This is a genomic window from Nocardia vaccinii NBRC 15922 (assembly GCF_001613305.1).
GTDB classification, from domain to species: domain Bacteria; phylum Actinomycetota; class Actinomycetes; order Mycobacteriales; family Mycobacteriaceae; genus Nocardia; species Nocardia vaccinii.
Genome location: NZ_BDCC01000007.1, coordinates 417,993 through 431,322, shown reverse-complemented (window position 1 = coordinate 431,322; position 13,330 = coordinate 417,993). Strand labels below are relative to the sequence as shown.

9 protein-coding genes and 1 pseudogene are annotated in these 13,330 nt (G+C 70.8%); 9 read left to right on the top strand and 1 reads right to left on the bottom strand.

Translation table 11 applies throughout. From position 1 onward, the window contains the following. The 9 genes and pseudogenes from NV1_RS04620 to NV1_RS04580 form a co-directional block, all read left to right on the top strand. A pseudogene (locus tag NV1_RS04620) lies at window positions 1–525 on the top strand (hypothetical protein); the annotation flags it as partial. Window positions 526–528: 3 nt separating this feature from the next. Then, entirely contained in the window at window positions 529–1,401 is an 873-nt protein-coding gene (locus tag NV1_RS04615) for a hypothetical protein (RefSeq protein WP_084525066.1), read from the top strand. Next, window positions 1,398–2,669, top strand: a complete 1,272-nt coding sequence (locus NV1_RS04610) for a cutinase family protein (protein WP_084525065.1) — start codon at window positions 1,398–1,400, stop codon at window positions 2,667–2,669. Before NV1_RS04615 ends, NV1_RS04610 begins: the two co-directional genes overlap by 4 nt. Further along, window positions 2,666–3,778, top strand: a complete 1,113-nt coding sequence (locus NV1_RS04605) for a lipase family protein (protein ID WP_067885738.1) — start codon at window positions 2,666–2,668, stop codon at window positions 3,776–3,778. The genes NV1_RS04610 and NV1_RS04605 overlap by 4 nt, the downstream gene beginning before the upstream one ends. A gap of 146 nt (window positions 3,779–3,924) precedes the next feature. Beyond that, window positions 3,925–5,103 (top strand): lipase family protein, encoded by a 1,179-nt coding sequence (locus NV1_RS04600; RefSeq protein ID WP_067885733.1) that lies wholly within the window; start codon window positions 3,925–3,927, stop codon window positions 5,101–5,103. Window positions 5,104–5,188: 85 nt separating this feature from the next. Next, a complete protein-coding gene (locus NV1_RS04595; RefSeq protein ID WP_157116567.1) occupies window positions 5,189–5,902 on the top strand; it encodes a DUF8176 domain-containing protein in 714 nt (237 codons plus the stop codon). 76 nt (window positions 5,903–5,978) lie between these two features. Continuing rightward, window positions 5,979–8,027, top strand: a complete 2,049-nt coding sequence (locus NV1_RS04590; protein ID WP_067885728.1) for a winged helix-turn-helix domain-containing protein — start codon at window positions 5,979–5,981, stop codon at window positions 8,025–8,027. A gap of 759 nt (window positions 8,028–8,786) precedes the next feature. Next, window positions 8,787–10,154, top strand: a complete 1,368-nt coding sequence (locus tag NV1_RS43250) for a hypothetical protein (RefSeq protein WP_067885724.1) — start codon at window positions 8,787–8,789, stop codon at window positions 10,152–10,154. Window positions 10,155–10,253: 99 nt separating this feature from the next. Continuing rightward, on the top strand, window positions 10,254–10,835 hold the full coding sequence (locus tag NV1_RS04580; protein WP_157116565.1) for a hypothetical protein: 582 nt from the start codon (window positions 10,254–10,256) through the stop codon (window positions 10,833–10,835). A 733-nt stretch (window positions 10,836–11,568) separates the two neighbouring features. Here the strand turns inward: NV1_RS04580 and NV1_RS04575 are convergent. Further along, on the bottom strand, window positions 11,569–13,035 hold the full coding sequence (locus NV1_RS04575) for a cutinase family protein (RefSeq protein ID WP_067885720.1): 1,467 nt from the start codon (window positions 13,033–13,035) through the stop codon (window positions 11,569–11,571). Window positions 13,036–13,330 lie beyond the last annotated feature (295 nt).

The following is a 13,330-nucleotide window of genomic DNA, read 5'->3' as shown; positions in this document are numbered from 1 at the left end:
ATATCGAGGGCGTGGTCAGTGCTGGGCTACGACTCGTGGGACGACTACTGCACCCGCGAATTCGGCAACAGCCGCTTGCAGCTGCCGCGCGAGAACCGGTCCGAGGTCATCGCCTCCATGCGCGAGATCGGGATGAGCTCGCGGGCGATCGTGGCAGCGACCGGGCTTGGTAAGGGCACTGTGCAGCGCGAGCTCGAAGCAGGTGGACCAAATGGGGCACCTGATGCAGTGACCGGTATCGATGGCAAAACCTATCAGCCGAAACCGCCTGCGCCGGAGCCGGTTTCCGGCACGGCGGGCAAGGCGGGGCCCGACCCACGTCCGGTTCGTCGGCGTCCGATCACCGAGGCGTTCTGGGAAGCGGCTCGCACGTTGGCCAAGGACACCGAGCGGATCGCGCGCCTGGCCGCGGATGACCGGTTCGCGAAGCACTCGGATCGGATCGCTGGCTCGCATTTGAGTGATCTGGTGCGTGCCCGAGACGCGGTGCAACGCGTCATCGATCGACTGACACCGGAAGGATAGGCGATGGAACCCGCTCGCACACTTTCCGAGGAAACCCCCGATCCGGCCACGGCACTGACTACGGACGTGGTTGCCGTGGATGCGGTGCTCGCGCAGCAGTGGCTGGGGTGCAACATCAACAACCGTCCGGTGCGGGAGAAGAAGGTCCGCGCCTATCACGTCGAAATGATCGAGGGCCGTTGGCAACTCAACGGTGAGGCGATCAAGTTCGACACCGACGGGAACCTGCTGGATGGGCAGCACCGCCTCGAAGCGATCGCCCGCACCGCCGGGACCGGCCTCGAGTTCCCGATGCTCGTGATCCGCGGCCTGCCCCCGGATGCGCAAGTCACGATGGATCAGGGCGCGAAACGCACCCCTGCCGATCAGCTCGAGCTACGCGGTATCAGCACGGCGAACGCGCGGTTGATCGCGAGCACGATCAGGGTGCTCGAGCAGTGGGGTGCGGGCAACCTGTTCGGTGATCACAACCGCCTCTCGGCGTTGTCGGCACCGAAAGTGGTGCAGTGGGCCGAGCACTACCCGCAGCACGTGGAAATCATCAATCTGTATGTGAGCCGGGGGATCACACGGATCAAGGCACGCCCGTCGGTGACCGCTGCGGTCGCGGTACGGCTGCACCAGATCGCCCCGGATGACTGCGCGGACTTCTTCGACCGGGTGCTTTCGGGGGCGGACCTGGGTCTGGATTCACCGATCCTGGCGCTGCGTGAACGGCTCGATCGGATCAAAACCAACAAGATCACCATCTCGGAGCGGGAGCTTCTGGCCCTGTTCATTCTCACCTGGAACGCGTTTCGCCGCGGGCGTCCGATGACCAAGCTGCTGCTGCCCAAGGGTGGTCTGACCCGCGCGAACTTCCCGGAGCCGATATGACACCTATAACGAGACCCTCGTCGCGCACCCGTCCTCGCCGCGCCCGTCGTGCCGCCGCGCTGCTGGCTGGTCTGTCCCTCAGCGGCTTCACGGTGTTCGGGCCGGCCGCGGCCTCACCACCGTCGGCCGATCCGGGGTGCCCGGTGTTGTGGGTCCTGGCGGTCCAGGGCACCGGTCAGTCCTCCCCGTCCGCGAGCCCGACCGCTGATACCGGGGTGCTCGGTGCGCTGCTGGGCCCGGTTGTCGCGGCGGTGCCGAATCTGGTGCAGCGCACTTATATTCCGTATCCGGCCGGGTTCGGCGGTATCCCTGGTGCGGGTGGCGGGCGCGAGTCCTACACCGTCTCGGTCACCGATGCGATCGGTGAACTGCGCACCGCCGCCGCACGAGTCGTGGCTCGCTGCCCGGCTACCGAGCTGGCGGCGATCGGGTATTCCCAAGGCGCGCAGGCGGTCTCACAGTTCGCGCGAGAGGTCGGTGCCGGACACGGTCCGGTCCCGGCGGACAAGGTCGCCGCGGTGGCGCTGTATGCGGATCCCGAACGCCCGGCGAACTCACCAGTGTTTCCGGGACGGCCCGGCCAGCTAGTGCCCGATAGTGCACCCGGCGCGGCCAGTGGTGCGGTCTCGGCGGTGCGGATCACCGCACCGCTCGCGCCGGGCAGCGGCATCGCCGCCGACAACGCCAGCTACGGGTCGTTGACCGGTCGGGTCGCGGACATCTGCGTCGACGGGGACCTGGCGTGCGCGGCCCCCGACCATGCCGCGCTGTTGCGGGTCGGGGCCGAGATCGCCGCCCAAGCCGACCTGTCGAACCCGATCGCCGCTGTAGCGAGTCTGCAGCGGGTGCTGTCGGGGGCGTTGGGTACCGCGTGGAACAAGGTCGTGCTCAACGACTTCGACGTCGGCCCGGCCACCGTGGACTACCATCCCCGGGCCGCGCTGTCGAAACGGTTGATCGACGCCGCCGATCCCCGCATCCCCGCCCCGACCCCCGAGCAGGTCGGCGCGGCGAGCCAGCGCTGGAACCAGATCACCGCCACCCTCACCGCGCACCCGGGCGAGCTGCCGAAGCTGGCCAGCCAACTCGCTGGGGCGTGGGGGCAGTTGGTCGCCGACAACGCCGACCTGACGAACCCGGCCGTGTGGGCGAGTTTCGCGGCCACGGTGACCGCGCACGACGGGTACGCGACCACCGGCCAGCTCGCCTCCGGGATCGCCTGGCTGGTCGCGCTGGCCCACGACCTCGCTCAAGGGGGTCACCAGTGACCGGCACACCCTCGTTGACCGACATCGACTTCTACACCCCACCGGTCCTGGAAGATCATCATCGGCCCGGGGACGTCCTGCGGTTGCTCCCGACTCCGACGCCTGGTCTGCCCTGTGCGGGTCCGGCATGGCGGTTGTTGTACTGCTCGCGGGACACCTACGGCGAGCTGATCGTGGTGTCCGGGACCGTGATCAGCTCCGCTGTCGGCGACGACCCCGATGCTCCGGTGGTGGTGTACGCGCCGAGTTTCCACGGGCTCGGCGGCCCCAGCACCGCCCCATCACAGCGGCTCGCAGCGGGCAACGAACCCGATATCGACCAGATCGGCGCTGTGCTGGCGCGCGGGTGGCACGTCGCGGTCACCGATGGCGAAGGGCTCGGCGTGCACGGCGTTGGGCCGCACACCTTCCTGGCCGGTCGCGTGGCAGGGCAGGTGATGCTCGATTTGGGCCGCGCGGTGGCCCGGATCCCAGCGCTACACGCGCAGCAGTCCGCGCTGGTGCTGTGGGGATACGCCGACGGCGGCCGGGCCGCGCAATGGGCGGGCGATCTGCAGCCGGGATACGCGCCGGAGCTGGATGTGCGGGGCGTGGCCGCCGGGGCGGTGGTCACCGACCCGGGCGCGATCCTGCCCCTGGTGGATCAGAGCCCCTGGCCGATGCTCGCGCTCGCCGGCGTCATCGGCCTTTCCCACGCGCACCGCAATCTTCCCCTGCGTCACGTGTTCTTCGACGAGGCTCGCCCACTGGTCGAGCACGCCGGGGAGCTGAGCGCGCAGGAGCTGTGCCTGCGGTTCGGGCACCGGCTGCAGACCTGGTGCGACCGGCCCGTGTGGGACGACCCGATGTGGCGGTACGTGTTCGGGCAGGAACGCACCAGCGCCGTGGTGTCCCCGGTGGTGCCGGTGCACCTCTACCACGGGCGAACCGATGCGATCGTCCCGGTCGAGGCGGGCCGCGAACTCGTGGACGACTACCGCGCCCGCGGTGTGCGGGTGAGCTGGAGCGAATACACCGGCGATCACTTCAGTACCCGCACCGAGGCCATAGAGGACGTCCTAGCCCGGCTCACCGACCACCTCAACACCCCGGCCGTCGGCCCTCGCTGAGGTGATCGCCGCGCGTTTCTGGACCAGCCCGAGAAGGCCCTGTCCTGCCCGGTGCCCCCTCCACCGGGCAGGACAGGCGCCCTGCACGCCGACCAAAAAGGCTCTGTGCCACACAACAATCCGATGACCCTTGCGGAGGCATTGTCATGACCGACGACTTCTACACCCCACCGACCCTCCAACCGAGCCGGTTGCCCGGTGATGTCCTGCGGATGCGCCCCGCGTTCGTGCCCCAGCTCCCCGGCGCGGGAGCGGCCTGGCAGATCCTGTACGTGTCCACCAACTCCCGCGGCGACCTGATCCCCGCCTCGGGCATCGTCATCATCCCCGACACCAGCAACGACACCAGCCTCGTCTCGGGGCCGATGCTGGTGTATTACCCGTCGTTTCGCGGGCTGGGCGGCCCGTGTGCGCCGTCGCGGTCGCTGGTGATCGGCGCGAACCCCGAACACCCCGACGTCGCGGTCCTCGCCGCCGGTTTGGCGCGAGGATGGGTGGTCGCGGTGCCCGACGGGGCGGGCCTGGGCGTGACCGGTGTGGGCCCGCACACCTTCCTGGCCGCACGAGCGGGCGGGCAGATCGTCCTGGATATGGCCCGCGCCGCACAATACGTCCCGGACCTGGACACCGCAGACCCGGACACCGGAATTCGGGACACCCCGATCCCGGTCGTGGCCTGGGGATACGCCGACGGCGGCCGGGCAGTCGCCGCAGCAGGCGAACTGCACGCCCGATACGCCCCCGAGCTGGACCTGCGGGGCCTGTGCGCAGGGGCAGTCGTGTCGGACCTGGCCGCGATCGCGCCCACGGTCAGCACGGGCGCGTACGCGGTACTCGCCCTGGCCGCGGTAATCGGGCTCTCACGCGCCTACCCGGACCTGCGTTTGGAGTACGTGCTCAACGAACAGGGCCAGCATCTCGCCGCCCAAGCCGCCACTCTGACCGCCGAGCATTTGATGGACTGGTATCGCGAACCGTTGTCGCACTGGTGTCATCGCACGGATCCGTGGAACGAACCGCGCTGGCGTGATGTGCTGGGGATGGAAACCCTCGCCCACGCCCGGCCCACCATGCCGCTGCACCTCTACCACGGCACCCGCGACGAGGTCGTCCCCGTCGGCGCGGGACGGCGCACGATGATCGCCTACCGCCAGAGCGGGGCCCAGGTGTCCTGGCGCGAGTACCCGACCGGGCACACCGGCACCGCCGTCGACGCGATCACCGAATCGATCACCCACCTCGACGAAGACCTCTCCCGGCCCCGGCCGGTCCACCACGATCGCGACCTTCCCAGCCCGGGTTCTGGACGTGCTGCCCGCGCGTGAGGCTCGCACCGGGTCCTTGCCCGCCCGTGGTCTGCGGGCGGGCCCGACCGGTCGATACCTGCCATTGCTCCGGAGGTGAAACAGGTTGCCCCGCAACGAGAACGACCCATCCCGGGAGTGGGGATCACCGCGTACCCCACCAGGACCGGACCAGGACAGTGTTCCCGAGCTCGACCTGGACGCCGACCCGGCACCGCAGTCACCGGCCGAGGACGGCTGGTACCAGCCACCACCCGAGCGCGAGCAACCTCATTCCCCTCACGCGCGGCGCGGCGGCGGACGCGGGCTTCGGCTGCGCGGCTGGGCAGCCCTGGTGGCCCTGGCCGCGGTGACCATCGGCGTGCTCGCTGCGACGCACACCACCCACCAGCCCGGCCCGCGCACCAGCCCTGCGACGGTGCTGCGGGCGGGGACCACGACACCCGCGAGCGGGGTGTGCGCTGGCTTGTCCGGGGCCGTGGTCACCACCAGCGCGGGGAACCCGGCCACCCTGGAAGGAGTGATCGCCACGTTCGAGGCCGCCTACTACAGTGCGCGATCCGCGCCCGACGCATTACGGGTCGTGGCCCCCGAAGCCGGGATCACCGAGCAGGGACTCGCCGCCGGGATCGCCTCCATCCCACCGGGTACCACGCACTGCGTCGCGATCACCCCAGTCACCGCGAACACCGCGACAGTGCACCTGGTCGAGCTACACCCAGACCAGCACCGGGTCGACTACCTGCAAGTCATCAACACCATCCCCGCACCCAATCCCGGCGGTGGCCTGTTGATCAGCCACGTCCAGGAGCAAGGATGACCCCGAAGCCCGCCACCTGCGCACTGGAGAGCCCGACAGCCCCCGCATCCGGCCCGAATCTTCCCGTGTCGGTGTGATGTCCACGCGCGCAGTGCCTTCCGCCCGCACGGGTGGCCGTGGTCTGCTGATCTCGGTGGCGGGTGTGGGACCGGGATCGGGTGTCACCACCACGACGGTCGCGGTCGCCCGTGCCTGGCCCGGACCCGACCGGGCTGTCATCGTGGAGGCGGACTCGGCCGGCGGGCAGCTGGCCGACGCGGTCGGAGCCGACCCGTACCGGGGCCTGGCGAGCCTGGCCCGCACCGCGCAGACCGGCGCACAGGCGACCAGCCTGGAGTTGACCGAGCACCTGCAGCGCCTGCCCGGCGGTGTGGGGTTCCTGGCCTCACCGCCCGGCCCGGACGCGGGTCCTCGCGGGGTGTGGACTGCGGCCCTGCTGGCCCGGACCGAACGGGAACAGCGCGCGGCGAACCTGCCGGAGTGGAGGAACAGCGATCTCACGGTCTTCGCCGATTGCGGGGCACCCGAGGCGAGATCAGTGACAGCGGCGATCCTGCGGGGCGCGGACGCCCGCCTGATCGTCGTGCACACCGACCGGGACGACCCAGCGCATGCACGGCGGCGGATCCTCGAACTTGCCGACCATCGCGGCCACCGCGGCATCGTGCTCATCGGCGCCGACCCCGACGGCGCCTTTCGGGCCGCTCTCGCGCTGCCGGTGCTCACATGCCTGCCCGAGGACCCCCACTCGGCGTCGGCACTGCTGCGCACCCCGCGCTGGCCCCGCCGCAACCGGCTGCTGCGCGCCGCGCGCACCGCCACCACCGTCATCCACACCGACCTGCGCCCATCCCCACCCGTGGCCACCGACACCGATACCCGGCATGAACGCGCCCAGACACCGCCTCGTAACCGAATTCCCGCTCACCGGGCGTCGGGGCCCACGGTCTACCGGATCGATCTCCCGGTCCGCTCACACCCAGGACTCGACCCCGCCGCCCGGAGCATCCCGGGCCCGACACTCGACCCGATGCCCCAGGACGATCCTGACCCCGTGCACGCCGAGGGCGGCCACCGCGCGCAGACCGCCACTGCCGCACCCCATGCGCAACACTCCACCGCATCGCGCACCCCGGCGGGCCCAGCCGAGCCCGACACCACCACCGCACCCACCGCTGCACCCGAATCGGACTCGCCGCCCTCACGCACCGAGGAGACCGCGACCGGTCCGGGCACGACCAGTCACGCTCGCGAACCTGCCGCCACAACCCCGACACCGGGCGCACCCGAACCACCTGCGGCGATGCCGCCCACACCGGCTCCATGCGCACCGGGGCCGGTGTTGTCGGTGCAGGTGTTCGGGCCGTTGCGCGTGCTGTGGCTCTCCGCCGGTGGGGCGGCGCCGGTCGAGATCACTCACGCGTTGCGGCCCCGGGAGCGTGAACTGCTGATCCTGCTCGCGGTGCGTCCGGGCGGGGTCACCCGCGAGGCGGTGATCGCCGCGCTGTGGCCCGAGCATCGCTCGCGCCGCCCGACCAACACCCTCAACACTCTGATGTCTCGGCTGCGCAAAGCGCTCACCACTGCCGTGGACGAGCCTGATGTCGAGTTCATCGCCGCCGGCACTGTCCGTTTTCGCCTCGCCCCTGGCGTTTGGGATGTGGATTACGTGAGGTTCGATGCGGCGGTGGCCGCGTTGCGCGCCGCGACCGACGCCGTGGATCGCGAACGGGCCTGCCGAGCGATCCTGGGCGCGGCCGAGGGGGTGCTGGCCGAGGAACTCGGCGCGGACTGGATCGCCCCGATCCGTGAACAAGCCCGCCGCGACCGCCTCAAAGCCCTCGGGAAACTCGCCGCGATGCTGGTCGAGACCGACCCCGACCAAACCCTCGCCCTGCTGGAAACCGCCTTGCTGCTCGACCCGACCAACGAACCGATATACCAAGACATTCTGCGTCTGCACGCGCGCCTCGGTGAACACACCGTCATCAACCCCACCCTCGCGCTACTCAAACAATGCCTCGAATCCATCGGCGACATCCCCACACAACACACCCTCGACATCGCCACCCTGCTCCGCAACCAGAACCCCGGCAAGAACAACACCAACCCCGGCCCGAGCTGACAGAAAACCGGCTCGAACACGAATATTCGGCGTCCACCGATAATGGGGAATATTGTGAGTGTGCAGTAATCGGAGAACGGCAAATATTTGATGCGTCCGGAAATGCCTGGGATATAGCCGGGACTCGGTCGGAAAGGCGGATCCGAGGCGCGTGAGGTCCCCGGCCGGCCTCGTGGTCGGGCTCATCCTCTCCTGGGGAGGTCTGTCTGGTTCTGGCGGTGCCGATACGGGGGCCGATGCGGGGGCCGTTAGGGGGGCCGATGCGGGGGCCGGTTAAGAACGGCCCACCCCACACGGCAAATACTCGCAGGTCAACCGCATGTTGCGGGCTGACTTCATGCCCAGGCTGTATGGAATACAACAGGGTTAACACGTCGGGGGCGGCGCGGGGTGGCCCGACGGGCCGGGCCGGGCGACGATCGACCGGTCCGGGTAGCGTCCCGCTCCGCTCGCTTCGAAGCGAGCGGCGAGCACGCTTTTCGCGACCGTATTGCGACCCGCCGGCCGGGCGGGGTTCAATCCCTGGAAATAACTAATTCGCTTTCCTTGCCGTGCTCGATAATCGCGCGAGGTCGGTGTTCTGGCCGCGTTTTCTGGCATTTTTCGGTGTTCGGGTTGAATTCGTGTGATGTGGCGAGTTACTTTCGACCGGTACCGCCCGGGTGAGAATGACACATTTCACCCCCCGGGACACCCCGCGCCGAATACGGCGATCCGCTCGATATGCGGCGCAATCACATTCCGACAGGAGTTACCGAAATGACCGAACACAGCCCCGCAACGGCCACCGCGCCCGCCCGTCTGGGTAACGGCGAATTGCGCGCCATGGTGGCACACATCCTGGCCGACAACCCCCGCACCGAATACGGGCCCCGCCAGATCGCGGTCATCCTGGGCCGGTCGGCCGGGGCGATCGGCAACGCCCTGGCCCGGCTGACCGAGGCCGGGCACGCCGAACAAACCCAAACCACCCCGCGCCGCTACCGCGCCACCCGCACCACCGCGACCGCCGCCGCGTCCGCAATCCCGGCCCGGGTGTCCGTGGCCCCGGCCCGCGCCGCCCGCCGCACCCGTCCCGCCGCGACACCGACACCGGCCGCCATGACCCCGGCCGCCGCGAGCCTCACCCTGGGCCGGGCCGCCGTCGCATTCGGCCGCGCCGCTGTGGTGTTGGTGGTGGCTGTGGTCGGTGTGGCCGCCGCGCTGGGCCGCCACACCATCACCACCCTGGCCCGCCGCACCACACCGCCCCGGCCCAATCCCCGCCCGGTGCCCGCCCGCCGCGCGATCACGGCGGAACGGGCCACCCCCGCCCCGGCACCCCGCACCGCGCGCCCGCCCGCGCCCGCCGACACTGCCCCGGATACCGACGCCCCGGCCGCGCACACCACGCCCGAACCTGCCGCCACCCCGGAGCCGGTCGCCACCCCGGAGGCGGTCGCCACCGTGGCCCCGGCCGAAACGGGCAAGACCGCCGACAGCGCGTCCGCACCGGCCCCCGCCACCGCTCCGGCCAAGCCCCGCAAGAGCACCAAACCCGCTGCGGCGAAACGCGCTTCGACCGCCGCGACCGTGCCTGCCGACGACACCGGGGCCGGTACCCCGGAGGCGGCCACCGCCCCCGCCCGTAAGCCACGGGCCCGCAAGAACACCGCGCCCGCCGACACCGCGACCCCGGCCCCGGAGGCGGCCCCGGCCAAGCCCCGCAAGGCCACGAAACCGGCTGCCGCCAAGCCCAGCACGCCCGCCAAGGCCACGAAACCGGCTGCGGCCAAACAGCGTACGGCCAAGGGCAAGGCCAACGACACCATCGCCCCGGCCCCGGTGACCGACGCCCCGGCCGATCAATCACCCGCCTCCACCACGCGCCGCGCGGCCCGCAAGACCGCCACCGCGCACGAACCGGCCACCGCCACCCCCGCCAAGACCACGCGGGCCAAGACCGCCGACACCGCCGAACCCGCCCGCAAGGCCATGAAACCCGCTGCGGCCAAACAGGGTACGGCCAAGGGCAAGGCGAAGACCGCCGCACCGGCCCCGGCGAACACCGCGCCGACCGGCACGCCCGCGCGGACCCATCGCACCCGCACCGCACCCGCGACCGTGCAAACCCGCGCCGCCGCCTGATTCCCCGCACCGGCCGGGGCCGCGAACCCGTGGCCCCGGCCGGTGCCCGAACAGGACACCGAAACCAGCACCGGCACACACGAATCGAGGAATTCCGACATGACCGACCACCCCCACGACCACCACGACAACAACCTCCCCGCCGTCGCGTTGGATCAGCTCAGCAGCGCCGACGTGCTGGCCGTGCGCGCCGAGGCCGTCGCCGCCGGGGACCTGTCCCGCGCCTTGCGCGCGGACACCGTACTGGACACCCGGCTCGAACTGGCAGACCGGCCCGAGGGCGTCCGGCACACGTGCCCCACGTGCGAGAGCTGGGCCGATCACCTCCACGACCCGTTGACCGATGAACCGATGAAGCTCGCGCGGTGGGAGCGCACCTTCACCCGTGCCGATATCGCACACGTGCGGCACCTCGCCTGGCAGTTGTTCGCGCTGGCGGGGGCGGCCCCGCGCTCAGCGTGGGACGGGCTCGAGGACGGGTTCGCGATCACCGTCGTACTGGAATCGAGCTACTACTGCGTCCGCGTGCCCGTCGACAACGACACCGGGCGGCCCGGCACCGCGTATATCGACGACTCCCGCACCGGACCGGCCGGTGGTGGCCTGACACCGCCGGTGATCTACGCCAACACCCGCGCCGCCGCCGCGATCGCCGACGCCTTCGAATACGCGGCGACATAGCCCACCCAGCCCCGGCCCGGGCAGTGCCGCCGCACGTCGCGCGCACCGCCCGGGCGCGGTCCCGAACCACCGCCACGACCGCGCCGACGCCGTGCCACCGCCGCCACCCCGCCGACCTGCCTTGGGCAAATTCCCCACGGTGCCAACCAATTCCGGACACCCCGGCGGCCATCGACACGCCGGGGCGGTGAATCAGCACGCAACAGCTAAACCAACACCCCGGAAAGGAACAAGGTCATGAAACTTCATGGATGGTGCGAGAGGTGCCGTAAAGTCAAGCGGGTCAACGCTTCCGGCCGCGCCGTGATGCTACAGCCGGTCATCGGCGTGTGTGATGAGTGCGCCGAAACCCCCAGCGATACGCCTGCCTGCCCGCGCGTCGAGAGACCGAACCGGCCCGACGCCCCGACGTAGCAAACCCTGACGCCGAGATAGAACGGGCCCGGGGTGATCCGCCAGCGCGGATCACCCCGGGCCCAATCGGGTCGTCGGTGCTGATGACCTCGGGGCAGCACCGGCGCTGGCCGCCACACCCCCGGCACCGGCACCCGGGCACCCCGCCGCGCACGTCATACCGTGGGTGGCACCGCTCCGGCCGGTGCCGATGTCGGTGGACGGGCTGTGCGGGGCGATCGGGCGGCTGCGAGCACTGCCCGGCCGAGTGCGGCGCGATCGTCGCGACGGGCGGACGCGGCCCTGGAAATCCGTGTCGGCCGCTCGGAGGTGACCTCGATCAGTGGGCGTGGTTGATTCGGCCGGTCAGCCAGTTGGTGAGGTTCTGTAGGCCCGAGGCGTACCCGTTCTGGTGGACACCGGAAGAGAAGAAGTTCGCCGCGTCGATTCCTTGCCGGGCCAGGTCGGCGAGCCCACTGTTCGCGCTCGCGCCGGTGCTGGTGGGGGTGAGTGCGGCCAGGGGCGCGGCGGTGCTGCCGGTGAGCGCGTTCGCCGCGACCTGCGCGAGGTCAGCGGCCACAGGCAGCAGGCCGGTCAAGACGGCCCCGGCACCCAGGACATCTCCGGTGGTGAGTTTCTGCACTGCCGCCCAGGCGGTTTCCTGGGCGGTGCCGAGGTCGGTGGCGACTCGGTTGATGTCGACTCCGGCGAGGATGTCGACGATTTGTGCTGCCGCGCTGGTGATTCCGCTGGTATCGGCCGGAGCAACGATGGTCAGTATGCGCGCGATGAGGTGCAGGTCGACCTGGGAGGCCATGGTGACCAGCGGGCGGAACTGGTTGTTGAGGTCCCCGGCGAGCTGGTGGGTGCCCGGGACGTCCAGGGCGGCCAGGCGTTGCGGCAGCGCTACGAGGTCGCCGCCGATCGCGGGCAGGTTCGCCGCGAGCGAGGTCATTCCCGCCAGCACGTTGAGCACCTGCTGGGTGAGTGTGGACGCATCGAGCCCCGCCAGAGCACTGCCGGTGTCGCTGGACTGCGAGGTCGGGCCGGTCTGGGTCGTGGCCTCGGGGCCCGATGTGGGGTCCGGCGTGCTGGTGAAGGCACGCCCGATCGTGGTGAGGAGCGGGTCGGTCTGTGGGGAGGCCGAGCAGTACAGGTCGCCTTGGGCGCAGAGGGTGCGAACTCGGTCGGTCAGCTGGCCGAAGTCTTGGGCGCGAGGGCCCTCGACGCCTTCCCCGCCGGCGGCATGGTGGCCGAGTTGCGGTGTGGTGGAGGCGCGGTGGGGGTCCGCGACGAGCCCGACCGCCAGGACCCGCGAGGCCGGGATGGGGCCTTGGCCGTGCCCGGTCCGGGCCGCGAGGTCCCCGGCGACCTGCGCGCCTTGCGAATATCCGAGCAGGACCACTGTCGTGGTGGGGCACAGCTGTGACAGCGCGGTCGAGAGGGCTTGTGTGCCATCGGATTCCGAGGCGGCGTAGGTCGGGGTGATCGAGGCGGAGTAGTCCACGGTCTGCGAGGCGAGGTCGTTGCCGTAGCGGGCCTGCAGGTCACGAGTGACCGGGGCCAGCATGGTCTGCGGTGCGGTTTCGGTAGGCGAGGTGCCGGTGGGGGCCTGTTCCCAGGTCCCGGGCACCGTCACCGTGGTGACCTTCGCGCAGGTTTCCGTTGGTGCGGCCACGGCGAGGGCGGGGACCACGGCCGCGGTGAGCACGGTCGCCGAGCAGAGCGCGGCACCGAGCCACCACCGCCGCAGCGCGGGGTGCGAGCGTGCAGGGTGACGTGTGGTGCGGATGGGTGTACCGATCATGGGGAACCTCCTGAACAGGGCGGACGAGGGACGCGGACACCGCCGGGACGCGGTTCCGCTGTCTGAGGACTCCTGTTCGGGGGCCGAATTTGGACACCCGACACCAGACCGGGTGTGGACACAGCTGCACAGCCGGTGCCCGTGTAGTCGGCGCGGTGCCCCGTGCCCGTGGGCGCGCGGCCGGTGCCGGTCGGCGGTGATCGCGTGCGCGCCGGGGTGCGGCGGTTGTTGTGGGCATGGATCGGGCCCCGGCCGTGGAATCGGCCGGGGCCCGAAGGGGTTTGGTGCTGGTGTT